Source organism: Rhizobium sp. L9, from assembly GCF_002531885.1.
Classification (GTDB): Bacteria; Pseudomonadota; Alphaproteobacteria; order Rhizobiales; family Rhizobiaceae; genus Rhizobium.
The window spans coordinates 174,902-197,934 of sequence record NZ_NWSZ01000007.1; the positions used below are offsets into that span (position 1 = coordinate 174,902).

A 23,033-nucleotide genomic window follows, 5' to 3' on the forward strand; every position below is an offset into this window, starting at 1 on the left:
TATTGATGAAGATGCAGCTCAACTTTAAAAGGATCGGCATTCCCATCCTGGAGCCGCCGCATGCCTCTGCTGACCCGCCGCAACCTTCTGAAGGCATCCGCCGTCGCGGGCGCCTATGGCGCCGGCGTTGCCGTTGCGGGCAAATTCGGGCTTGCCGAGGCGGCGCCGGAACCGCAGCTGCTGATGGCTGTGAAAACCGAGGCCATGCTGACCGAGGCGGGTCCGACCAGGGACATCATGAGCTGGGGCCATGACGGCATGCCGCCGGCTCTGCGGATGACCAAGGGGCGGCCCTACGCGGCAAGGCTGAAAAACCGGCTCGACGAGCCGACGACGATCCATTGGCACGGGCTTCGCATCGACAACCGCATGGATGGCGTGCCCTTCGTGACGCAGCCCTATATCTATACCGGCGACAGCTTCGATTATGCCTTCACGCCGCCGGATGCCGGTACCTACTGGTATCATCCGCATTGCAACACGCTGACGCAGATGGGACACGGCATGACCGGCATGCTCGTCGTCGAGGATCCGGCCGATCCGGAGTTCGATGCGGAAGTGCTGCTCAATCTGCGCGACTGGCGTCTCGGAGGCGACGGGCAGTTCATCGCGCCCTTCCGGCCGCGCGATGCTGCCAAGAGCGGCACCTACGGCACGGTGCGCACCGCCAACTGGCGCCAGGAGCCGCAATATGATGCGCCGGCCGGCGGGTTGGTGCGGCTGCGCATTGCCATCACCGACGTGACGCGCATCTTCTCGCTGAAGATGGCGGGCGCAGATGCGACCGTCATCGCAATCGACGGTAATCCGGTGCCGAAACGCTTCACCCTCGACCTCCTGCAGATCGGGCCGGGCCAGCGGCTCGATCTCGCCGTCCGCATGCCGGATGGCGAAGGCGCCGTCGCGACACTGGAAGACATTCGCGGCACGGCACCGAAGACGATCGCCAGCCTGCGTGCCGTTGGAGCATCGCTGAAGCGCGACATCGGCGATCTCGGGCCTCTTGGCCAAAATCCTGTCCCGAAGGCCGATCTTTCCGCTGCCGAACAGATCCCGCTGGTGTTGAGCGCCACTGCGGAAAATGCCGCCGTGGAGAGCATCTGCGGCACGCTCGGCTACAGCTTCTGGGCGATCAACAAGGTGCCCTGGCCCGGGGACACGCCCGATCCGACGGCGCCGCTGGCGGAACTGAAGCTCGGCAGGAGCTATGTCTTCAACCTTGAGAACACCACGCCGCACGCGCATCCGATCCACCTGCACGGAATGAGTTTCACGGTGATCTCCTCCTCGACGCGGGAGGTGATGCCACTGGTGTCCGACACCTACCTCGTCCAGCCGGATGAGAAGGTGCAATTGGCCCTCGTCGCCGACAATCCCGGCGACTGGGTGCTGCATTGCCATATCATCGAACATCAGAAGACAGGAATGACCAGCTATATCAGAGTGAGCTGAAGCATTCGCCTTGCCTCAGTTTGGACGTGATTCTTCTTCAGCAATGCTCGAAGCTTATGCTGTTGTATTGACATATCGAAGCGAAAGGAGAAGGAAGGTTCAACCGACCTTTTCCTTGCGAATGAAATGATATGATCGAAACCACCGCCGAATTGGCGGCCGCCTGCAAAGAGCTGGCCAAGTCCGACTTCATCACCATCGATACCGAATTCCTGCGTGAGACGACCTTTTGGCCGGAGCTCTGCCTGATCCAGATGGCAAGCCCGACAGTGGAAGTTCTCGTCGATCCGCTGGCGAAGGGCATCGATCTCACTCCATTCTTTGACCTGATGGCGGACACGAAAGTGTTGAAGGTCTTTCACGCGGCGCGCCAGGACATCGAAATCATCTTCAACCGCGGCAATCTCATTCCGCATCCGATCTTCGACACGCAGGTCGCGGCCATGGTCTGCGGTTTCGGCGACAGCGTCTCCTACGACCAGCTGGTCAGCCGCATCAAGAACGTCCATATCGACAAGTCGTCGCGTTTCACCGACTGGAGCCGCCGGCCGCTCTCCGAAAAGCAGCTGGAATATGCGCTGGCCGACGTCACCCATTTGCGCGACGTCTACCTATCGCTGAGCGCAGAACTCGACCGCGAAGGCCGCACGTCGTGGCTGCGCGAGGAAATGGACATTCTCGAAGCGCGCGAAACCTACGACATGCATCCCGACGACGCCTGGCAGCGTCTGAAGATGCGCCTGCGCAAGCCGCAGGAATTGGCGGTCCTGAAATACGTCGCCGCCTGGCGTGAGCGCGAGGCACGGGCCCGCAATGTACCGCGTTCGCGCGTCTTGAAGGACGATGCGATCTATGAGGTCGCCCAGCAGCAGCCTAAGGATGCCGAAGCGCTCGGCCGCTTGCGCACGATTCCGAAGGGCTGGGAGCGCTCGGCCGCCGGGACGGCGGTCGTCGAAGCGGTCAACGCTGCACTTGCCCTACCGAAAGCCGAGATGCCGCATGTGCCTCGTCAGGCGCAGGCGCCGGAGGGCGCAGCTGCCGCCGTCGAACTCTTGAAGGTGCTGCTGAAGCTGATCTCCGAAAAACATGGCGTGGCGCCAAAGGTGATCGCCAACAGCGAGGATCTCGACAAGATTGCCGCCGATGGCGAGAAGGCCGATGTCGCTGCCCTGCATGGCTGGCGGCGCGATCTTTTCGGCGAGCCCGCACTGCAGCTGATCCAGGGGCAGATCGGATTGCGTTTCGCCGGAAGGAAGGTTGAAACCGTCAGCCTCTGAAACCAAATGGAATTCGCTTGACGCTTTTTTCCCAGCTGAAACAATGGCTGGAGGAAACCTCAGGCGAAGAGGCGGCATGCGGGAAATATCTCCAACGCAGAACTGGATCTTGATCGCGATCGTGCTGGCTGCGAGCGGCGTCATCTACGATCTGATGTTCTACTCCAATCAGACGCCGGTCATCGGGGCGATCTTCGCGCTCTTTATCGGCATGCCGATTCTCGCCTTCGAGCGCAAGGTGCTGTTTCGCACCCTCTACCGACGGATCCAGAGGCTGCCGACCTTCGTGTTCATCATCACGGAGCTGGTGATCTACGAGATCCTGATGAGCATCGGCTTCGCCTGCGCCGGCCTCCTGCTCTGGTCGCTCGGCATGCTGAAGCCGTCGTCGTTCCTCGATCTCGTCGTCATGCCGTTCGAAGTCTTCCTCTATGCGCTTGCCGTCTGCTCGGCACTGATCTTCATCCTGCGCGTGCGGGAATTGCTCGGCCGCGAAGTATTCGTCAGCATGCTCATCAGCCGCTATCGCAATCCCGTCAAGGAAGAGCGTGTCTTCCTCTTCATCGATCTCGTCGATTCGACAGCTTTTGCGGAAAAGCACGGCGATCTCAGGGCACAGCAGCTGCTGAGCTCGCTGTTTGCGACCTTCGCGGAGCCGGTCCGGCGCCACAAGGGCATGATCAACGACTATGTCGGTGATGCGGCGATCATTACCTGGCCGCTTGCCCGCGGCGTCAAGGATGCGCGCTGCGTTCGCTGCATCTTCGATATCCTCGCCAATATCGAAGCCAATGCCGCCGGCTGGCGGAAAAATTACGGCCAGGTGCCGAAGCTTCGCGTAGCCCTTCATGGCGGCGAGATCATCACGGCGGAAGTCGGCGTCGACCACCACAAAATCAGCTATTTCGGCGATACGGTGAATACGACCGCCCGGCTGGAGACGCTCTGCCGCAGTCTGAACCGGCAGGTGCTGATCTCCGCGGAGTTGGCCCGGCGCATGACTTTTCCTGACGACATTTCCTGCGAAGATCTCGGGATCCATGCCGTCAAGGGACGCGGCCAGGCACTCGGCGTCATGGCGCTGTCCTCGCGTGCGGTGACCGTCCTGAACACGCCCCGCAGTCGTTCTGCACGGCTGAGCAAGTCCATTTATCACCCGTCACCAAAGCTTCACCCAACCGTCAATTCGCTGACACGGAAGCCCTGTTAAGCGGAAGCCATTCGCATCCGTTCCATGGGGATATTATGAAGAACGTCCTTTTTGTTTCCGTATCGCTTTTCATCCTGATTGCCGGCCCCGTTTCGGCCGACCAGCAGCAGTTCCCGGTCAATCTCGCCGGCCAGGCGATCCTGCCAGCCAATACCATGGTTCCTGCTCCGGCCGACGCCCCCGAATTCCTCAAGCATTCCGGCAAGTTCACGACGCCGGACCGCAAGCGCACCGAAGCACTCGGCAGCGTTCCCGGCAAGGACGGCGCGCGCGTGACGGACCTCAAGCTTCCGTTCGGCGGCCAGCCGATCCAGGGTTTCTCGGGCATCAAGACGATGGCCGACGGGACCTTCTGGACGCTCTCGGACAACGGCTTCGGTTCCAAAGCCAACTCTTCCGACTCCATGCTGTTCCTGCATCAGATGAAGTTCGACTGGACTGCCAACAAAGCTGAGGTCGTCAAGAACCTCTTCCTCTCCGATCCAAACAAGATCGCGCCGTTCCCGATCGTGCTCGAAGGCACAGAAAAGCGTTACCTCACCGGTGCCGACTTCGACATCGAATCGATCCAGCCGGTTGCCGACGGCTTCTGGCTGGGCGACGAGTTCGGTCCCTATATCCTCAAGGTCGATACCGAAGGTCGCCTGACGGACGTGATCCCGACGACGCTCGACGGCAAGGCGGTGCTTTCGCCCGACAACCCGCTGATCCAGCTGCCGGGCAATCCGGCCGCCAAGATGCCGGTCTTCAACCTGAAGCGCTCGGGCGGCTTCGAAGGCCTTGCCATGTCGAAGGACGGATCCAAGCTCTATGGCGTGCTCGAAGGCGCCATCTACAAGGATGACGGCACAATGGAAATGGCTGACGGCCATACGGCCATCCGCGTCATCGAATTCGACGCTGCCTCCAAGAAGTGGACAGGCCGCAGCTGGCTTTATCCGTTCGAAGACAATGGTGTATCGATCGGTGATTTCAACATGCTCGACGACTCCACCGCTCTCGTCATCGAGCGCGACAGCGGCGCCGGCACCAGCGATAAGGCCTGCGCCGACCCGAAGCAGCCGAAGCCGGATTGCTTCGAAGCTCCGGCGGTGCTGAAGCGCGTCTACAAGATCGAGTTCAACGACGCCAATGTCGGCAAGGCCGTCCGCAAGATCGGCTATATCGACCTCCTGAACATCCAGGACCCCGACAACAAGAAGAAGGCCGGCAACAAGGACGGCGTCTACGACATGCCGTTCGTCACGATCGAAAACGTCGACCGCGTCGACGCCACGCACATCATCATCGGTAACGACAACAATCTGCCCTTCTCAGCCGGCCGCGCCGTCGACAAGGCCGACAATAATGAGTTCAGCCTGCTTGAGGTTGGTGAGTTTTTGAACGCGAAGTAATTTGGGCTCTAATCTGAGTTTGAGAGGGCGGCGCATCAGTGCCGCCTTTGTTGTTGAGGGCGTGCCGTGCGGCACCTCCCTCTGCCCTGCCGTGCCCGGCAGGGCAGAGGGAGCCGTGCGGCACAACCGCCGCAAATCAACCTACTCGAACCGGAACGCCAGCCTCTTGTTCGTCAGCCTCGACAGCTGCTGCAGGCGACCGTCCAGGCGTTCGCCGGCGAAATCGCGGTATTCCGGCGGCACCACGAATTCGAGGTCGAAGTCCGGGTTCGACGATTTGCGGAAGGTCAGGTTCTTGACGACGCCGGGCATGGAGGCCGAGAAGAGGTAGACGACGCGCAACATGCCGCCGAGCAGCTTGGCGCGCTCGATGAACTGCGGGGTGGCGATCTGCGCCAGCGGGCCGGTGGCGCCGTCGTCATGCAGCCCCTCGAAACGGTAATAATTGGTGAGCGCGATGAAGGCGCGACCGGGATGGCTGATGCCGACGAAGGACGAGTGGGCAATGACGTTCAGCGCCTGCAGGCCACGGTAATCAGGATGGGCTCGCCAGCTGATATCGGCGAGCAGACAGGCGGCCTGGCGATAGCGGCTTTCCTCTTCCGTTTCCTGAACGTCGAAGAAAGGCATCATACGGCCGGTCCATTCCGCCAGTTCGCGGGCGTGCTCCGGCGAACGGGCACGCAGGATCGCCAGTTCGCCTGCAGCGGCCAACAGCGGATCGGCGCGGCGCTCGGCCTCAGACAGCAGCGAATAAAGATATCCCTCGCGCACGCCCTGCGCCGAGAAGGAAATCACCGACGGCTTCATCACGCTCAGCACCTCCTTCATGGCGACGGCGCCGAAGGGCAGCAGCGAGCGGCGGTGCTTGGAAACGGCCTGCAGCGCCGGCTCGCGCGAATCGCGCGCGGTCATCACCTGTTCGAGGAACAGCATCATCGCTTCAAGCGATACCTCATAGCCCTGCATCATATGCAGCGGATAATTGGTGATCTCCATGTGCAGCTTGGCGATGTTTCGCCAGGTGCCGCCGACGGCGTAGAAGGTGCGCCCCTCGCCGTTCGTCAAAAGCTTTGCCGTCTTCAGCTGCTTGCGGGCGAAGTCACGCGCTTTGGAAAGAGAACCGCCGGCATATTCCGACAGGCGCAAACCGCCGAGCGGCAGCGTAATGCCCTTGCCGACCTCCTTGCCCTTGATGTCGATCAATTCAAGAGAGCCGCCGCCGAGGTCGCCGGCAATGCCGTCAGGATTGAAGAAACCGCTGATGATGCCGAGCGAGGCGAAACGAGCCTCCTCCTCGCCCGAGAGCACCCGGACGTGGCGCTGCAGGATCGTCTCGGCCTGATGGATGAAATCGGGGCCGTTGCTCGCCTCACGGGCGGCGGCCGTCGCCAGCACATACATGGTGGCGGCCCGCGCCTGATCGGATAGGGCCTTGAAACGGTGGAGCGCCGCCAGAGCCCGAGCGACGCCCTCTTCATCCATCTTGCCGGTGACGGCTATGCCTTTGCCGAGGCCGCAGAGGACCTTTTCGTTGAAGAGGATCGTAGGCGAACGGGACAGGCCTTCGTAGACGACAAGACGAATGGAATTCGATCCGATGTCGACGACGGAGACCGGGGCGATCCCTGGAAGGCGCCCCTGGGCTTCAGATTCAACCATATGGTCCAGTTTTACTTGTTGTTGCGGCCTTCGAGCAGGCCGGCGATCAGTTTCGGCGCGCTTGATTTCAGAGCTTCACCACGGCCTGACAGGCTCGGATTGGTCATGAAATACTGTTGCGCATTGAACGGCTCCTCGCCCCTGCGCACTTCCATGCGCCGCGACGTACCGTCGGGCAATATCTCGTAGCTTTGTTGATTGTCAATCACGTTGCCGAGCATAATCTGTGACAAGACCTGCTCATGAACAGTCGGATTCGTCAGCGGAACCATGGTCTCGACGCGGCGGTCGAGATTTCTCGGCATCATGTCGGCCGAGCCGATGTAGACCAGCGCCTTGTCGGAAGGTAGGCCATGGCCGTTGCCGAAGCAGAAGATGCGGCTATGCTCGAGGAAGCGGCCGATGATCGACTTGACGCGGATCTTCTCCGAGAGACCGGGCACTTGGGGACGCAGGCAGCAGATGCCGCGCACGACGAGATCGATCTCGACGCCCGCGTGGCTGGCGCGATAGAGCGCATCGATGATGTCGGGGTCGACGAGCGCGTTCATCTTCATCCAGATCGCCGCCGGCCTGCCGTTCCTGGCGTGTTGAATCTCTTCATCGATGTGACGCAGGATGCGCGGGCGCAAGGCATTGGGAGAGACGGCGATCTGCATTCCTTCTTCAGGTTCGCCGTAGCCGGTGATGAAGTTGAAGATGTTCGCCATGTCGTGGGCGATGACGGAATTGCAGGTGAAATAGGAGAGATCCGTATAGATCTTGGCGGTGATCGGGTGGTAGTTACCGGTTCCCAAGTGACAGTAGGTTCTGAGCTTGCCTTCCTCGCGGCGGACGATCATAGACATCTTGGCGTGGGTCTTGAGCTCGATGAAACCGAAAACGACCTGCACGCCGGCGCGTTCGAGATCGCGTGCCCAGCGGATATTCGCCTCTTCGTCGAAGCGGGCCTTGAGCTCCACCAGCGCTGTCACCGACTTGCCGGCTTCAGCGGCATCGACCAGAGCGCGGACGATCGGGCTGTCGTTCGAGGTGCGGTAAAGCGTCTGCTTTATCGCCAGAACGTCAGGATCGCGCGCAGCCTGGAGAAGGAACTGGACCACCACATCGAAGGATTCATAGGGGTGATGGACGACCATGTCCTTCTCGCGGATGGCGGCGAAGCAGTCGCCGGCATGTTCGCGGACGCGCTCCGGAAATCGCGCATTGTAGGGCTGAAACCTGAGATCGTCGCGCGGCGCCTTGGTGATCTCCGACAGAGTGTTCAGCGCCAGGAGCCCCGGCAGAACGGCGACGCGATTGTCAGGGATGCTGAGCGCCTGCACAACGAACTGGCGCAGCGAGGCCGGCATTTCCGAATCTGTCTCGATGCGGATGACCTTGCCGCGACGGCGTCGCTTCAGTGCGGTTTCGAAAAAGCGCACGAGATCCTCGGCCTCTTCCTCGACTTCGATATCACTATCGCGGATGACGCGGAACGTACCGGAACCCTGCACCTCGTAACCGGGGTAGAGCCTGTGGATGAAGACGTTGGCGACATCTTCCAGCGTGATGTAGCGGATCGTGTTCCCATCATCGGGCAGCCGGACGAAGCGGTCGAGCGCCACCGGCAGGCGCAGCAGCGCCGTCATCGGCTCGCGGCCATTCTTGCTGACGAGCTGCAGCCCGATCGAAAAACCGAGATTGGGAATGAAGGGGAACGGATGAGCCGGATCGATGGACAGCGGCGTCAGCACCGGGAAGATCGCCTGTTCGAATTCGGCGGCAAGCCACTGCCGGTCTGCATCACTCAGGGCGCCCGGGCGCACGATCAGAATGTCTTCCTTGGCGAGATACTGCTGCAGCACGGCGAGCGAAGCCTGCTGCTCCATTTGCAGATGGTCGATCTCCTGGAGGATCGAATCGAGCTGTTCGGCCGGTGTCTTGCCGTCGGGGCTGCGGATGGCGATGTTCTGGCGCACCTGGCCCTCGAGGCCGGCGACGCGCACCATGAAGAACTCGTCGAGGTTGGCTGCCGAAATCGACAGGAAGCGAACGCGCTCGAGCAGCGGATGCTCGGTATTCAGCGTCTCTTCCAGGACGCGCCGGTTGAACTGCAGCCAGGAGAATTCGCGATTGATGAAGCGCTCGGGGCTCGCCAGCAGTTCTTCCAGCGGGGGGACATTGTCGTTGGTTTCCGGAGTGAGTTCCTGATGTTCTGCGACTGCGCTGTCCATGGTCCGCTTACCCCGTTTTCAATCGCGACGGCAATTATATCAGTTTCACGACGGATCTGTGACAGTCAATCGGCCAGTTCCGAATTTCCCAATTCATTCAATACTTCGGCAGCAAGAGACCGGGTGATTTTCGTGCCCCGCGACAGGGCCAGCCGGTCGAGCCTTTCGACGATCATCTGGGCCGCGTTCAGCGACCGCTCCATCCGGTTGACGATATAGAGCACGAGTTTGTCATCTATATAAAGCTGCCGGTCGGCGAAGAGCTTGACGATCACCTGCGACAACAGGGCTTCATCCGGCTCACCGATCTCGACGACGGTGGCGGCCTTGAGGCGGGAGCGCAGATCCGGCAGCAGGACCGGCCACGACATCGGCCAGAGACGGCTTGTCATCAGCAGGCTGGTGCCGTTTTCGCGCACGCTGTTGATGACGTGGAAGAGCGTGTTGTCGTCGAAGCCGAGACGATCGGCATCCTCGAACAAGACAGGGCCGTTCGCCGCCGTGACCGCGGCATTGGAGCCGGCCTTGGGGTGAATGATCTCCGCTCCGCTGTGTTCTTTCCAGATCCCGGCCAGGTGCGATTTTCCGGATCCTACCGGACCGGCGAGGATAACGACCGGCGACGGCCAATTCGGCCATGCATCGACGATCGAAACGGCGGCGGCGAGACGCTCCGAGATCAAGAGATCGTCGCGGCCGGTTGCAACATCATGTGAAAAGGCCAAGGGAAGCTGCTCTCCGGCCTTGCGCTTCGGATCAGCGTTCTTCACGTCATTCATTGGGTACTGATTTCGTCTTCCGGGCGCGGCCGCCTGATGACCCGCCAAAATAAAGATCGCTCTGAAGGTAGCGCGAAAGCGCGAAGCGGACAAGAACGCCGACGGCCGCGGCGGCCGGCACGGCGACCAGAAGCCCGACGAATCCGAAGAGCGCGCCGAAGGCAAACAGCGCAAACATCAACCAGACCGGATGCAGGCCGACGCTGGAGCCGACGAGCTTCGGCTGCAGGATGTTGCCTTCGAGGAACTGGCCGCTGAAGAAGACGGCGAGCACCAGCCCGATCCAAGGATAATCCGGCCAGAACTGCACGAGTGCCACGCCCACAGCGAGAATGAGGCCGACTAGCGAGCCGACATAGGGAATGAAGCTGATCATGCCGGCGAAGAGGCCGATCAGCAGGCCGAAATTCAGCCCGACCAGGGAGAGGCCGGCGGCATAATAGACGCCAAGGATGAGGCAGAGCGAACCCTGGCCGCGAATGAAGCCGGCGATCGCCTGATCGACTTCCTTGGCAATCTGGCGGACATCGCCGACATAATCGCGCGGGATCCACTGGTCGACCTTGGCAACCATGCGGTCCCAATCGAGCAGGATATAGAAGGCGACGACGGGGGTGACGACGAGCAGCGATATGACGTCGACGATCGCTTTGCCGGAATTCCAGAGCTGCGCGAAAAGCCCCGTAAGGAAGCCCATGCCTTCGGAGAGGATGCCGGAGAGATTGTCCTTGATCGTGCCGGCCTGGCTCTTGACCCAGTCCGGCAGCAGCGAATTCTGCGTCTGGGTGACGAACTGCTGCAATTGGCTGATATAACCCGGCAACCGCTCGGCGAAATCATTGAACTGGCTGATGAGCACGGGAATGAGGATCATCAGCGCCAAAGCGAAGACGACAACAAAGGCAATGAGGATGACGATGGTCGCCATCATACGGCTCAGGCCGAGCCGCTGCAGCCTGTCCGCCACCGGATCCAGGAAATAGGCAATCGCCATGCCGGCGACGAAGGGCAGCAGGATCGAGCTGAAGACATAGAGGAAGGCGATGAAGAAGACGAGCACGGCCAGCCAGAAGAATATCTGGCGCTTCAGACTATTGCCGCTGACATGCTGTGGCATCGCTTCCCCGCTGATCGCTCGCCGCCGCCCAAACGCCGCGCCCGATCCGGCGCGGCCATCAAGCACATAGGATGCAGGCGCAAAGATGGTCAACCCTGTCACATCAAATCCCGGAAAGCCTCGGGGGAGACGTGGGAAATTGGGGGCTTTTGCCATGCGACGCTTGCATAAAGGCCCCTGTCATGCAATTGCGACCGGCAGATGACGCGGCGCGTCCGCCGCCCGGAAATAGCCATCGGAGACCAGCATGAGCCAGTCTGGAAAAAACGGCCTGACCTATAGCGATGCGGGCGTCGACATCGATGCCGGCAACCTCCTCGTCGAAAAGATCAAGCCGGCGGTGCGCTCGACGCGCCGCCCGGGCGCCGACGGCGAGATCGGCGGCTTCGGCGGGCTCTTCGATCTCAAGGCGGCGGGCTTCACCGACCCGGTTCTCGTCGCTGCCAATGACGGCGTCGGAACCAAGCTGAAGATCGCGATCGACGCCGATTACCACGACACCGTCGGCATTGACCTCGTCGCCATGTGCGTCAACGATCTCGTGGTCCAGGGCGCCGAGCCGCTGTTCTTTCTTGATTACTTCGCGACCGGCAAGCTCGACCCCGACCAGGGTGCTGCAATCGTCGGCGGCATTGCGGCGGGCTGCCGCGAGGCGGGCTGCGCGCTGATCGGCGGTGAGACGGCCGAGATGCCCGGCATGTATTCCTCCGGCGATTACGACCTTGCGGGTTTTGCCGTCGGTGCGGCCGAACGCGGCAGGCTGCTCCCCTCCGGCGACATTGCCGAGGGCGACGTGATCCTCGGCCTTGCCTCCTCCGGCGTCCATTCCAACGGCTTCTCGCTGGTGCGCAAGATCGTCGATCTGTCCGGCCTCGGCTGGGATGCGCCGGCGCCGTTCGCCGAAGGCAAGAAGCTTGGCGAAGCGCTGCTCGAACCGACCCGCATCTACGTGAAGCCGCTCCTGAAGGCGATCCGCGAGACGGGCGCGCTGAAGGCGCTCGCCCACATCACCGGCGGCGGCTTCCCGGAAAACATTCCGCGCGTGCTGCCGAAGCATCTGGCCGCGGAGATCGATCTTGGCGCCGTCAAGGTCCCGCCGGTCTTCTCATGGCTCGCCAAGTCTGGCGGCGTCGAGGCGAAAGAAATGCTGCGCACCTTCAATTGCGGCGTCGGTATGATCGTCGTCGTCGCCGAAGAGAATGCCGCCGCGGTATCGCAGGCGCTCGAAGCCGAAGGCGAGAGCGTCATCATGCTCGGCCGCATGATTGCCCGCGCCGAAGGCGCTGCCGGCACGGTCTACAAGGGTACGCTTGCCATATGAGCGCGCCGCGCAAACGCGTCGTCGTCCTCATCTCCGGCGGCGGCTCCAACATGATGGCGCTGGTCGCGGCGGCGAAAGCGGCCGACTATCCGGCCGAAATCGTCGGCGTGATATCCGATAAGCCGGACGCCGGCGGGCTCGCGAAGGCAGCGGCCGAGGGCATTGCCACCTTCGCCTTTCCTCGCAAGGACTATGCCAGCAAGGAGGCGCACGAGGCGGCGATCTTTTCTGCGCTCGACACGCTTTCGCCCGACATCCTGTGTCTCGCCGGATACATGCGGCTGCTGACGGCGACCTTCATCCAGCGGTATGAAGGCCGGATGCTCAACATCCACCCTTCCCTGCTGCCGCTGTTTCCGGGCCTGCATACCCATCAGCGCGCCATCGACGCCGGCATGCGCATCGCCGGCTGCACCGTGCATTTCGTCACCGAAGGCATGGACGAAGGGCCGACGATCGGCCAGGCGGCGGTGCCGATCCTTTCCGGCGATACGGCCGAAAGCCTGGCCGCGCGGGTGCTCACCGTCGAACACCAGATCTATCCGCAGGCGCTGCGGCTCTTTGCCGAAGGCCGCGTGGCGATGGACGGCGGCAAGGCGGTGGGCGCTGAGGTTTCGCTTGCCGTGCCGAAGGGGCAACTGATTTCTCTGATCGGCGACCGCGCATAAAAGGCATTTTCATGCACGCGGCTCAGACTGCTAACAAAGCCCGGCACGTCGCTATGCTCGGACTTGTCTTAGTCCTGCCGTTTCGAAAGCTGCCCCTCATCCGGCTGCCGCCACCTGCTCCCCGCTCGCAGGACGAAGGGGATATGCCGCACCCTCTCCGGTCCCACTTGCTCTCGCAGGGCACGTCCCCTCGCCCCGTTTACGGGGAGAGGGTTAGGGTGAGGGGCAACCATCGGCACGAACCGCAGTTTTGGGAAAATGCATTAAGCCGCCAGCGCCCGCAGCGGATGCAGCGTGCCGTCGCTGTAGACGAAGCGGCCGGCGCGGAAGGTGGCGCGGATGCGGTTGATATCGCCCGGTTCGACCGCCACCAAATCGGCGCGCTGGCCGATGGCGATCTCACCGCGGTCCAGGAGACCGGCGGAGCGGGCGGCGTTGCCGGTCGCCATGGCGACGGCTGCTGGCAGACCCCCTTCCACCGTATCGGCAAGCTTGAATATGCCGGGGACGAAGGCGGCCGGATGATAGTCTGCGGCGATGATGCTGAGCAGCCCGGTCCTTGCAGCGTCGAGGGCGCTGAGATTGCCTGACATCGACTGGCCGCGCAGGGCGTTCGGCGCGCCCATCAGCGTCCAGAGGCCGCGGCGTCGCGCCTCTTCGGCTGCAGGAGCGGTGACCGGAAACTCGCTGATGGTGACGCCGAGATGGTGCATTTCGGCAACTTTCTCGACGCTGTCGTCATCGTGGGAGGCGAGCGACAGCTCGTGCTTCAGCGACAGCGCGACAATCTCCTTCAGCTTCGCTTCGATCTCGGGATTGTTGCGCATGGCGATACGCTTGGCGACGATCTCGGCGGCCATTTCCTCGGAGATGGCGCGGCGCTCGGAAATGCTGAGGATGTAGCTCTGCAGGTTGTTGTACTGGCCCTGGCCGGGCGTGTGGTCGGTCAGCGACACCATGTCGATCTGATCGGCATTCAGCAGCCGCTCGAGTGCGGGAGCGGCGCCGACATTGGTGATTTCATAGCGGGCATGAACGCGGTGGTCGATCAGGAGGTCATCACGCAGCCGGTTGATGCCCTCGATCACCGCCGACGTCGTCTCAAGCGAGCGGACGTGGCCATAAACGCTTTCCGTGGCGAAAGAGACCGCGGCAAAGGCTGTGGTCACACCGGCAGCGGCAAGCTTCTTGTCGAGTTCGTGGATGCCAAAGTCGATCGGCATGGTCGCGTTCGGCCGCGGCGCGATCTCGCGCTCAATCATGTCGCCGTGCAGGTCAACGAAGCCCGGCATCAGCAGCCGCCCGCCGCCATTGATCGCAGCGCCGGCAACCGGCTCCGGCCGGATCTCGGCGATGGCGCCGTCCTCAACACGCACGGAACCTTTGCTCACCACCTCGCCCGGGAGAACGAGGGTGAAATTGCTGAGCCACATGGGCTTTCTCCTGACCGCATCCGATGATCGACAAACCGCAGCGGATAGAACCGCTTCGTGACAAACGTATGAATTTACGCGCGCCGGCAACTTAATGCCGGAGCCGACTTGGGTGATCGAACGATCCCACCAAGACATCCCGACTCTATCTGATCCTATCCCGGTTCAACGCGGCCCATTGCAAAAGCATGATCGTCTTGGCGTCGAAAATCTCGCCGGTCTCGATCATCCCTGCAGCTTCGTCGAGCGGGATTTCCAGAACCTCGATATCCTCATGCTCCTCGTCCAGACCGCCGCCTTCGGCGACGCGATCGGCGGTGTCGATCAGGGCTGCGAAGAAGTGGACGACTTCGCTAATGGCGCCCGGCGACATGTAGCATTTAAAGAGGAAGCGCGCCTCGCGCAGGCGATAGCCGGTCTCCTCCATCGCCTCGCGGCGTATCGCCGTCTCGGGATGATCGTTGTCGAGAAGGCCGGCCGGCACTTCGATAACCCAGGCGGGATCGCCGTTCAGATGCACGGCAAGACGGAACTGGCGCACAAGGACGACCAGATCGCGTTTCGGATCATAAAGCAGAATGCAGGCGGCCGGCGTGCGGTGGTAGACCTCCCGCTTCAACCGCTGGGTCGCGCCGTTACGGTCGATATAGTCGAGCAGATAGCTGCTCAACCGCGTCCACCCATTCGACAGTATTTCCTCGCCGACGATCTTCACCCGTGATTTCGGCTGCATCATGCTGCGTCCTTGCGAAGCCAGACCTTGTTGTCGTGTACCGCCGCTCCGCCATAAGGCGCGACCGGATCGGCGCCCGTCAGGACGTTGATGCCCTCGCCGTCGACATGCGCCTTGTTCGGCCAGAGGCCCTCGGCAATCAGAACGCCCGGTTTCACCTCCGTGGTGATACGGGCGTGGATGCGGAGATCGCCGCGGCTGTTGCCGATGCGGACGAGATCGCCGTGGGCGACACCGTTGGCTTTGGCATCGACAGGATTGATCATCACCTCGGGACGGCCCTCTTTCTGACGAGACGTCTTGGTCTCCGAAAAGCTCGAATTCAGGAAGTTGCGCGCCGGCGACGTGGCGAGACGGAAGGGATGCTCTGGATCGGCAACTTCGATGATATCGACCTGATCGGGGAAGGCCGGAAGCTCGGCATGCGGCCCGAGCGCGCCGATGGCGGCCGGCGGCTTGTTCGGTGCGGGCTGGTTGATCCAGTCGGGGCGGAAATGGAACTTGCTGTCGGCATGAGCAAAGCCGTTCAGGAAATGGGCGTCCTCGAAAGCCGGCTGGCGATCGAACCATTTGTGTTCGAGGAAATGATCGTAATCCGGCAGGTCGCTCGATCGGAGGATGCGGTCGATCATCTCGCGGGCGGTAAAGCCGAAGCCGGGACGATCGGCGACGCCGAGGCGTTTTGCCAGTTCCTCGATGACGAAGAGATTGGTGCGCACGGTCGGCGGCGGCTCGACCAGCTTCGGTCCCAGCAGGATGTGGTTCTGGCCGCCGGCGCGGTAGATATCGTCGTGCTCAACGAACATGGTCGCAGGAATGACGATATCGGCGATGTCGGCCGTTTCGGTCATGAACTGCTCGTGGACGGCGACGAAGAGATCGTCGCGGGCAAAGCCGCGCCTCACGAGACGCTGCTCGGGAGCGATGTTGGCGGGATTGGTGTTCTGGATCAGCATCGCCGTCACCGGACCACGATGGCGCAGCGCCACCGGATCTCCGGTCAGCACCCGGCCGATCTGCGACTGGTCGAGCATGCGGATATCGCCGTCCTTCATCGACCGGCCTGTCAGTTCCGCATTATTCATGCGGAAGATATCGCTGTTCGAATGGAAGGCGCCGCCGCCCTCATATTGCCAGGAGCCGAGAACGGTGGCGACCGACGCGGCCGCATGCATGGCGACCGCGCCGTTGCGCTGGCGGGTGAAACCGTAGCCCAAGCGGAAGAAGGTCTTCTTCGTCGTGCCGACGAGGTGGGCAAAGGCTTCGATCTCCTCGACCGACAGACCGGTGATCGCAGCGGCCCATTGCGGCGTCTTCGTCCTCAGATGCGCTTCGAGACCCTGGGGATCGTCGGCATATCTCGCCATGTAGTCACGATCGGCATAGCCATCCCGGAAGGCGATGTGCATGGTGGCGCAGGCGAGCGCAGCATCGGTGCCAGGCTTGACGATCAACGCCATGTCGGCCTGCTTCATCGTCGGATTGTCATAAATGTCGATGACGACAATCTTGGCGCCACGCTCTTTGCGTGATTTGACGGCGTGGGTCATGACGTTGACCTGGGTCGAGACCGCATTGGTGCCCCAGATGACGACGCAATCGGTGCGGCCCATCTCGCGCGGATCAGGCCCACGGAGCGTGCCGGTTGCCATGGTGAAGCCGGTCCAGGCCGGATTGGTGCAGATCGACGAGAAGAAGCCGGAATAGCGCTTGGCGTGGCGCAGCCGATCGATCGAATCGCGCTGCACCCAGCCCATCGTGCCGGCATAGAAATAGGGCCAGATGGCCTCGCTGCCGTCCCTTGCCTCGGCCTTCACGAAGGCTTCGGCGATTTCGTCAAGCGCATCGTCCCAGGAAATCTGCTGCCACTGCCCTGCCCCCTTGGCGCCAGTGCGGCGCAGGGGATGCAGCAGCCGGTCAGGATGGTAGAGCCGCTCGGCATAACGGGCGACCTTGGCGCAGATGACGCCCGAGGTGTAGGAATGGTCGCCGGCGCCGCGCACTCTGCCGATGCGGCCGTCCTCCGATATCTCAACTTCGAGCGCGCAGGTGGAAGGACAGTCGTGCGGACAGGCCGTGTGGCCGATCTTGCTGTCCAGCTTCGGGGATTTGGCGTCGATAGGGGTCGCAATGTTCATGGCATTTGTATATGCCAAGGTCTGCATGGCCAAAAGCCAGAAAAACTCCCCATGACGTGAATTCATACGGACATCAGCGAAAATGAACTACCGCCACATCTACCACGCGGGCAATTTTGCCGATGTGCTGAAACATGCCGTGCTGGCGCGGCTAATCCGTTACATGCAGAAGAAGGAGGGCGCCTTCCGCGTGCTCGACACGCATGCCGGCATCGGCCTCTACGATCTCTCTTCCGAGGAAGCGCAGAAAACCGGCGAGTGGCAGGCTGGCATCGGCAAACTGATGGAGGCCGAACTCGGGCCTCAGGTTTCCGAGCTGCTGGAGCCCTACCTCTCGGCAATCCGCGAACTCAATCCCGAGGGGGGCATCCGCTTCTATCCCGGATCGCCGAAACTTGCGCGCATGCTGTTCCGGCCGCAGGACCGGCTGTCGGCGATGGAGCTGCATCCCGAGGATTACGCCCGCCTGCACCGGCTGTTCGAGGGCGATCACCACGTCCGCATCACCGAACTCGACGGCTGGCTGGCGCTCGGCGCGCATCTGCCGCCGAAGGAAAAGCGCGGCATCGTGCTCGTCGACCCGCCCTTCGAGGAGGAGGACGAGTATGAACGCCTGGCCAAGGGACTCGAAAAGGCCTATCGCCGCTTTCCCGGCGGTACCTACTGCCTTTGGTACCCGTTAAAGAAGGGCGCGCCGATCAAGGAATTCCACGAGGCTCTGCAGGCACTCGACATCCCGAAGATGCTTTGCGCCGAACTCACCGTGCGCAGCGACCGCGGCATGACTGGACTGACCGGCTCCGGCCTCGTCATCGTCAATCCGCCATTCACACTAAAGGATGAGTTGCACCAGATGCTTCCGGCGTTGAAGGACCATCTTGCCCAGGACCGCTTCGCCTCCCACCGCGCCTTCTGGCTGCGCGGCGAAAACAAGACGATCAAGAGCGATTGACCGGGCAAGCTGCTTCGGGAATAGTCCGTCCCACCGCCCCAGAGTCTCACCAGGTGTTCCATGAAGCTCCTCTGCTCACCGGCCTCGCCCTATTCCAGCAAGGTGCGGATGGCCGCACATTTTCTGGGAATCGAGTTGAACGCCATCCGGGTCGATACCAATACCGGGCCGGCGATCCTGGTGGACAACAATCCACTCGGGAAAATTCCGACGCTTCTGACGGAGGAAGGCGCTTCGATCTTCGACAGCGTGGCGATCATGCATTATTTCGACCGGCTGACGAATGGTGGCCTCTACCCGTCCAAAGACGGCAAACGCACGGATGCGGAAGTGCTTGAGGCGCTCTGCGACGGTATCTGCGACTGCCTGCTTACCATCGTCTACGAGCGCCGCTTCCGTGACGAGGAGAAGGTTCACCAGCCCTGGATCGACCGGCAATGGAAGAAGGTGACGGCCGGGCTTGCTCATCTCAGCGCCAGGCCGCCGAAACTCGGCAAGAAGCTCAATGGCGGACATTTCGCCCTGGCCGCCACGCTCGACTATCTCGACCTACGCTTCAAGGACCAGTGGGAAGCCGATCACGCGACGCTGGTCGACTGGCTGGCGCAGTTCGAAAAGAAATTCCCTGCTCATCGCGAGCTCAAAGCCAGCGCCTGATCCGGAGCTGAAACGGAGCACCGGACAGCAGACAGCAAAAAGCCGGGCGATGAGCCCGGCTTCTGCATATTGGGATGTTCAATCGGCTTAGAACTTCACGCCGATACCGAGCTTGACGCTGTTCTCGTCGTAACCGCGCGAGAAGCTGCCGGAGTCGAGGTCGTAGTCCTTGCTCTGGTAGTCGGTGTAGCGATATTCCAAGCGCGTCGTGATGTTGTTTGTCACGAAGGCTTCGACACCGGCGCCGACCGTGTAACCGTAGTTCGTCTTGCTTTCGTCCGAGGTGCCGTCGGAAACCTTGACGTTGCCGAGGGCAAGACCGGCCGTACCGTAGAGCAGGAAGGGATTCATGTCGTAGCCGACGCGGCCGCGGACGGAGCCGTTCCAACCATACTTGTTCTTGACGCCGCCCGAGGAGACGTCATCGCCGCTGTAGCCAAGATCCGATTCAACGCCGTAAACGATCTGGCCTGCTTGCCAGTTGTAACCGGTGAAGACCTGGCCGCCGAAACCGTAGGTGTGGCGGTCGGAACCGAAATCACCCATGTTGTAGGTGCCGGCGCCGCCGAGATAGAAGCCTTCCCAGTTGCCGGCCGGCTTGACCGGGGCGTCCTGGGCAACCGGTGCTTCCGGAACCTGGTCGACGGCATCAGCCGCCTGAGCTGCCGAAACGCCCGCGATTGCAAAAGCAGAGGCCATGAGGCCAGCAATGAGTACACGCATACTTTTCTCCTTTCAGTCCCGCGCCGCTTTCATCTGTCTATCAGCGAAGCATTGGCGGGGAAATTGCCAGATGTCCCTTCCGGATCGAGACTGAAATTGGAACTGAAATGCGGATTTGAAAGAGCCAAATTGTGATATCATTGTGGCTGCCGCATGGCGGAAATTCGATGTTGCTTGAGAGCAACATAGGATTCATTAACCCTACCGAATGGTTAAACTTAAAATACTTATTTTAAGAAACAACATTATTAAATAATACATAGAATATCCCGGCCATGGATGCAACTGTGGCCGCCTATTTATATAATCTCCGCCCGCCCTTATATAGGTTGCACACAGACTCGCGGGATCAGAAGGCAAGATTTTGAACCACAGAAGACTTCGCTCAGCCCTGATAACAGGGGCGGCCAAGAGAATAGGCAGGGCAATCGCCGAAGACCTTGCTGCAAATGGCTTTTCCGTCGCGATCCACGCCAACAGCTCCCTCGGCGAAGCCGAAGAGCTGGCGGCGGAATTGCGGCGAAAGGGACAAAGAGCGGTCGCGTTGCAGGCCGACCTTACCGATATCGGCGAAACGGCTGAATTGGTCGCGAAGGCGTCGGAAGCGCTCGGGCCGCTCGATCTGCTCGTCAACAATGCGTCGGTTTTCCAGCATGATTCCGCGCGCAGTTTTAACGCCGCCACATGGGCGCTGCACTTCGATCTGCACGTGCGTGCGCCCTCGATCCTCGCGGCGACCTTTGCGCAGCAGCTGTCTGCCGAGGCGGCGGGACTCATTGTCAACATTATCGACCAGCGCGTCTGGGCACTGAGACCGAGCTTCTATTCCTACACGCTCTCCAAGTCCGCGCTGTGGACGGCGACGCAGACGCTTGCCCAGGCTTTGGCGCCCCGCATCCGCGTTAATGCGATCGGCCCCGGGCCATCAATGCCGAGCGAGCGGCAGTCGTTGGAGGACTTCCAAGCGCAGGTCTCAGCCCTTATCCTGCAGCGAGGGCCGGCACTGGAGGAATTCGGACAAACGATTCGTTTCCTCTACGACACCCCCTCGATCACCGGCCAGATGATTGCCCTCGACGGCGGCCAGCACCTTGCCTGGCAGACGCCCGATGTGGCGGAGATTAAGGAATGAACGGACGAAAGCTGCCGGATGGCGGCGTTCTCTACGATGATACGGATGAGAGCGAAGACGAAATCGAGGTGGAAGGCGACGTTTCCGCCTCGCCTCTTGCGGCAGCTGTCGACTGGAACGCCGGCAGCCTCAACGAAACCGGGCTCATCGGCGCCGAACTGATCGGCGAATTCGTCAAGCGCCTGCCGAACAGCCCCGGCGTCTACCGCATGTTCAATGCCGAGGGCGACGTGCTCTATGTCGGCAAGGCGCGCAGCCTGAAGAAGCGCGTCGGCAATTACGCCGTCGGCCGTGTGCATTCCAACCGCATCGCCCAGATGGTGCGCCAGACGGCGAACATGGAATTCGTGACGACGCGCACGGAAACCGAAGCGCTACTCCTGGAAGCGAATCTAATCAAGCGCTTGCGGCCGCGCTTTAACGTGCTGCTGCGCGACGACAAGTCGTTTCCCTATATCCTCATCACCGGGGATCACCGGGCGCCGGCGATTTTCAAGCATCGCGGCGCCAGGGCGCGGAAAGGCGATTATTTCGGGCCTTTCGCTTCGGCCGGCGCGGTCGGGCGCACGATCAATTCGCTGCAGCGCGCCTTCCTGATCCGCACCTGCACCGACAGTGTCTTCGAAACGCGCACGCGACCCTGCCTGCTTTACCAGATCAAGCGCTGTTCCGGGCCCTGCACGCACGAGGTCAGCGACGAGGGGTATGCCGAGCTGGTGCAGGAGGCGAAAGATTTCCTGTCCGGCAAGAGCCAGAAGGTGAAGTCGCATATGGCGGAAGCCATGAACCAGGCGGCCGAAGACCTCGATTTCGAACGGGCGGCGATTTATCGCGACCGCCTTGCGGCACTTTCCCATGTCCAAAGCCACCAGGGCATCAACCCGGCCGGTGTCGAGGAGGCTGACGTTTTCGCAATCCACCACGAAGGCGGCGTTTCCTGCATCCAGGTGTTCTTCTTCCGCACCGGGCAGAACTGGGGCAACCGCGCCTATTTTCCGAAGGCCGACCCGCAACTATCCAGCGCCGAAGTTCTGAATGCCTTTCTCGCGCAATTCTACGACGACAAGCCGGTGCCTAAACAGATCATGCTGTCGGAGACGGTCGAGGAATTGGAGCTGCTCGCCGCAGCGCTCAGCGAAAAGGCCGGCCACAAGGTCTCCATCCTCGTGCCGCAGCGCGGCGAGAAGCGCGATCTCGTCGAGCATGTGGTCGGCAATGCGCGCGAAGCGCATGGGCGAAAGCTTGCTGAGACGGCGTCGCAGTCGCGGCTGCTCGAAGGATTCAAGGAAACCTTCGGGCTCGCCTATGCGCCGCAGCGCATCGAGATCTACGACAACTCGCATATCATGGGCACTAACGCCGTCGGCGGCATGGTGGTGGCGGGGCCGGAAGGCTTCGTGAAGAACCAATACCGCAAGTTCAACATCAAATCGACCGACATCACCCCCGGCGACGACTTCGGAATGATGAAGGAAGTGATGACCCGGCGATTCTCGCGGCTGATCAAGGAGGAAGGCATTCCCGACCGGACGGCGCAGACAGCAGCTGCCGACGCTGCCGACATGCCCTTCCCCGCCTGGCCGGACGTGATCCTCATCGACGGCGGCCAGGGGCAGATGACGGCGGTGCGGGCCATCCTGGCCGAGCTCGGCATCACCGACAGCGTGACGGCGATCGGCGTCGCCAAGGGTGTCGACCGCGACGCCGGACGCGAGCGCTTCTTTGCGCCGGGACGCGAGAGTTTCACATTGCCGCCGCGCGATCCTGTGCTCTATTTCATCCAGCGCATGCGCGACGAGGCGCACCGGTTCGCGATCGGCTCGCACCGGGTGCGGCGCAAGAAGGAGATGGTCAAGAACCCACTCGACGAGATCGGCGGTATCGGCCCGTCGCGCAAGCGCGCGCTGCTCCAGCATTTCGGCACGGCGAAGGCGGTTTCCCGCGCCGCCCTTTCCGACCTGATGGCGGTGGAAGGTATTTCGGAAGCCGTGGCAAAGCAGGTCTATAACCATTTCCACGACGACGCCGCGAAATAAGCGGCGGCCGTCGCAAATTCCACGCAATGGCGGTGAAAAGACAGAAAGAATGTTGACGGTTCCTGGCCAAAGCCGTCATCTACATCGACCCGAAAATCGAAATAGGTTTTCGTAAAGACGCGGCGCTGCAGCG

17 protein-coding genes and 1 pseudogene are annotated in these 23,033 nt (G+C 61.7%); 10 read left to right on the forward strand and 8 right to left on the reverse strand.

Annotation, left to right across the window (positions count from 1 at the left end; genetic code table 11):
- Positions 1–60: 60 nt before the first annotated feature.
- The 4 genes and pseudogenes from CO660_RS09180 to CO660_RS09195 all read left to right on the forward strand — a co-directional run bounded on the left by CO660_RS09180 (position 61) and on the right by CO660_RS09195 (position 5,333).
- Positions 61–1,452 carry a multicopper oxidase family protein gene (locus tag CO660_RS09180; protein WP_097598443.1) on the forward strand — a complete coding sequence of 464 codons (1,392 nt, stop codon included), beginning with the start codon at positions 61–63 and terminating at the stop codon, positions 1,450–1,452.
- Positions 1,453–1,583: 131 nt separating this feature from the next.
- A complete protein-coding gene (rnd, locus tag CO660_RS09185; RefSeq protein ID WP_097598444.1) occupies positions 1,584–2,729 on the forward strand; it encodes a ribonuclease D in 1,146 nt (381 codons plus the stop codon).
- 76 nt (positions 2,730–2,805) lie between these two features.
- A pseudogene (locus CO660_RS09190) lies at positions 2,806–3,868 on the forward strand (adenylate/guanylate cyclase domain-containing protein).
- 106 nt (positions 3,869–3,974) lie between these two features.
- Positions 3,975–5,333, forward strand: coding sequence for an esterase-like activity of phytase family protein (locus tag CO660_RS09195; RefSeq protein WP_097598445.1), 1,359 nt, complete (start codon positions 3,975–3,977; stop codon positions 5,331–5,333).
- Positions 5,334–5,474: 141 nt separating this feature from the next.
- On the opposite strand, the gene ppx is transcribed toward CO660_RS09195, so the two are convergent.
- The 4 genes from ppx to CO660_RS09215 all read right to left on the reverse strand — a co-directional run bounded on the left by ppx (position 5,475) and on the right by CO660_RS09215 (position 11,107).
- Positions 5,475–6,995, reverse strand: coding sequence for an exopolyphosphatase (ppx, locus tag CO660_RS09200; protein ID WP_085777690.1), 1,521 nt, complete (start codon positions 6,993–6,995; stop codon positions 5,475–5,477).
- A gap of 11 nt (positions 6,996–7,006) precedes the next feature.
- Positions 7,007–9,211, reverse strand: a complete 2,205-nt coding sequence (locus CO660_RS09205; RefSeq protein ID WP_097598446.1) for an RNA degradosome polyphosphate kinase — start codon at positions 9,209–9,211, stop codon at positions 7,007–7,009.
- Between the two features lie 65 nt (positions 9,212–9,276).
- On the reverse strand, positions 9,277–9,990 hold the full coding sequence (gene hdaA / locus CO660_RS09210; protein ID WP_097598447.1) for a DnaA regulatory inactivator HdaA: 714 nt from the start codon (positions 9,988–9,990) through the stop codon (positions 9,277–9,279).
- Entirely contained in the window at positions 9,983–11,107 is a 1,125-nt protein-coding gene (locus tag CO660_RS09215; protein WP_085780030.1) for an AI-2E family transporter, read from the reverse strand. Before CO660_RS09215 ends, hdaA begins: the two co-directional genes overlap by 8 nt.
- Before the next feature lie 247 nt (positions 11,108–11,354).
- Between CO660_RS09215 and purM the strand changes: the two genes are divergently transcribed.
- Positions 11,355–12,428, forward strand: coding sequence for a phosphoribosylformylglycinamidine cyclo-ligase (gene purM / locus CO660_RS09220; RefSeq protein ID WP_097598448.1), 1,074 nt, complete (start codon positions 11,355–11,357; stop codon positions 12,426–12,428).
- A complete protein-coding gene (gene purN, locus CO660_RS09225; RefSeq protein WP_097598449.1) occupies positions 12,425–13,096 on the forward strand; it encodes a phosphoribosylglycinamide formyltransferase in 672 nt (223 codons plus the stop codon). Before purM ends, purN begins: the two co-directional genes overlap by 4 nt.
- 263 nt (positions 13,097–13,359) lie before the next feature.
- Here purN and CO660_RS09230 read toward each other — a convergent pair whose 3' ends face one another.
- The 3 genes from CO660_RS09230 to CO660_RS09240 all read right to left on the reverse strand — a co-directional run bounded on the left by CO660_RS09230 (position 13,360) and on the right by CO660_RS09240 (position 17,466).
- A complete protein-coding gene (locus CO660_RS09230; RefSeq protein WP_097598450.1) occupies positions 13,360–14,529 on the reverse strand; it encodes an alpha-D-ribose 1-methylphosphonate 5-triphosphate diphosphatase in 1,170 nt (389 codons plus the stop codon).
- Between the two features lie 145 nt (positions 14,530–14,674).
- Entirely contained in the window at positions 14,675–15,265 is a 591-nt protein-coding gene (locus CO660_RS09235; protein WP_097598451.1) for an NUDIX domain-containing protein, read from the reverse strand.
- Positions 15,262–17,466, reverse strand: a complete 2,205-nt coding sequence (locus tag CO660_RS09240) for a molybdopterin oxidoreductase family protein (protein ID WP_097598452.1) — start codon at positions 17,464–17,466, stop codon at positions 15,262–15,264. The genes CO660_RS09235 and CO660_RS09240 overlap by 4 nt, the downstream gene beginning before the upstream one ends.
- 16 nt (positions 17,467–17,482) lie before the next feature.
- Between CO660_RS09240 and CO660_RS09245 the strand changes: the two genes are divergently transcribed.
- Together CO660_RS09245 and CO660_RS09250 are read left to right on the forward strand one after the other, a co-directional pair.
- Complete coding sequence (locus tag CO660_RS09245) at positions 17,483–18,352, forward strand: 23S rRNA (adenine(2030)-N(6))-methyltransferase RlmJ (RefSeq protein WP_097598453.1); 870 nt, start codon at positions 17,483–17,485, stop codon at positions 18,350–18,352.
- A gap of 60 nt (positions 18,353–18,412) precedes the next feature.
- A complete protein-coding gene (locus CO660_RS09250; protein WP_097598454.1) occupies positions 18,413–19,009 on the forward strand; it encodes a glutathione S-transferase in 597 nt (198 codons plus the stop codon).
- An 87-nt stretch (positions 19,010–19,096) separates the two neighbouring features.
- Here the strand turns inward: CO660_RS09250 and CO660_RS09255 are convergent, their stop codons facing one another.
- On the reverse strand, positions 19,097–19,732 hold the full coding sequence (locus tag CO660_RS09255; RefSeq protein ID WP_011424814.1) for an outer membrane protein: 636 nt from the start codon (positions 19,730–19,732) through the stop codon (positions 19,097–19,099).
- Positions 19,733–20,096: 364 nt separating this feature from the next.
- On the opposite strand from CO660_RS09255, the gene CO660_RS09260 reads away from it, so the two are divergent.
- Positions 20,097–20,864, forward strand: coding sequence for an SDR family oxidoreductase (locus CO660_RS09260; RefSeq protein ID WP_097598455.1), 768 nt, complete (start codon positions 20,097–20,099; stop codon positions 20,862–20,864).
- Complete coding sequence (gene uvrC / locus CO660_RS09265) at positions 20,861–22,900, forward strand: excinuclease ABC subunit UvrC (RefSeq protein ID WP_097598456.1); 2,040 nt, start codon at positions 20,861–20,863, stop codon at positions 22,898–22,900. Before CO660_RS09260 ends, uvrC begins: the two co-directional genes overlap by 4 nt.
- Positions 22,901–23,033: the final 133 nt, after the last annotated feature.

Bases quoted from the DNA above. Each gene is read 5' to 3' on its own strand.
- CO660_RS09180 (WP_097598443.1), top strand. From the start codon at position 61: ATGCCTCTGCTGACCCGCCGCAACCTTCTGAAGGCATCCGCCGTCGCG.
- rnd (WP_097598444.1), top strand. From the start codon at position 1,584: ATGATCGAAACCACCGCCGAATTGGCGGCCGCCTGCAAAGAGCTGGCC.
- CO660_RS09195 (WP_097598445.1), top strand. From the start codon at position 3,975: ATGAAGAACGTCCTTTTTGTTTCCGTATCGCTTTTCATCCTGATTGCC.
- ppx (WP_085777690.1), bottom strand. From the start codon at position 6,995: ATGGTTGAATCTGAAGCCCAGGGGCGCCTTCCAGGGATCGCCCCGGTC.
- CO660_RS09205 (WP_097598446.1), bottom strand. From the start codon at position 9,211: ATGGACAGCGCAGTCGCAGAACATCAGGAACTCACTCCGGAAACCAAC.
- hdaA (WP_097598447.1), bottom strand. From the start codon at position 9,990: ATGAATGACGTGAAGAACGCTGATCCGAAGCGCAAGGCCGGAGAGCAG.
- CO660_RS09215 (WP_085780030.1), bottom strand. From the start codon at position 11,107: ATGCCACAGCATGTCAGCGGCAATAGTCTGAAGCGCCAGATATTCTTC.
- purM (WP_097598448.1), top strand. From the start codon at position 11,355: ATGAGCCAGTCTGGAAAAAACGGCCTGACCTATAGCGATGCGGGCGTC.
- purN (WP_097598449.1), top strand. From the start codon at position 12,425: ATGAGCGCGCCGCGCAAACGCGTCGTCGTCCTCATCTCCGGCGGCGGC.
- CO660_RS09230 (WP_097598450.1), bottom strand. From the start codon at position 14,529: ATGTGGCTCAGCAATTTCACCCTCGTTCTCCCGGGCGAGGTGGTGAGC.
- CO660_RS09235 (WP_097598451.1), bottom strand. From the start codon at position 15,265: ATGATGCAGCCGAAATCACGGGTGAAGATCGTCGGCGAGGAAATACTG.
- CO660_RS09240 (WP_097598452.1), bottom strand. From the start codon at position 17,466: ATGAATTCACGTCATGGGGAGTTTTTCTGGCTTTTGGCCATGCAGACC.
- CO660_RS09245 (WP_097598453.1), top strand. From the start codon at position 17,483: ATGAACTACCGCCACATCTACCACGCGGGCAATTTTGCCGATGTGCTG.
- CO660_RS09250 (WP_097598454.1), top strand. From the start codon at position 18,413: ATGAAGCTCCTCTGCTCACCGGCCTCGCCCTATTCCAGCAAGGTGCGG.
- CO660_RS09255 (WP_011424814.1), bottom strand. From the start codon at position 19,732: ATGCGTGTACTCATTGCTGGCCTCATGGCCTCTGCTTTTGCAATCGCG.
- uvrC (WP_097598456.1), top strand. From the start codon at position 20,861: ATGAACGGACGAAAGCTGCCGGATGGCGGCGTTCTCTACGATGATACG.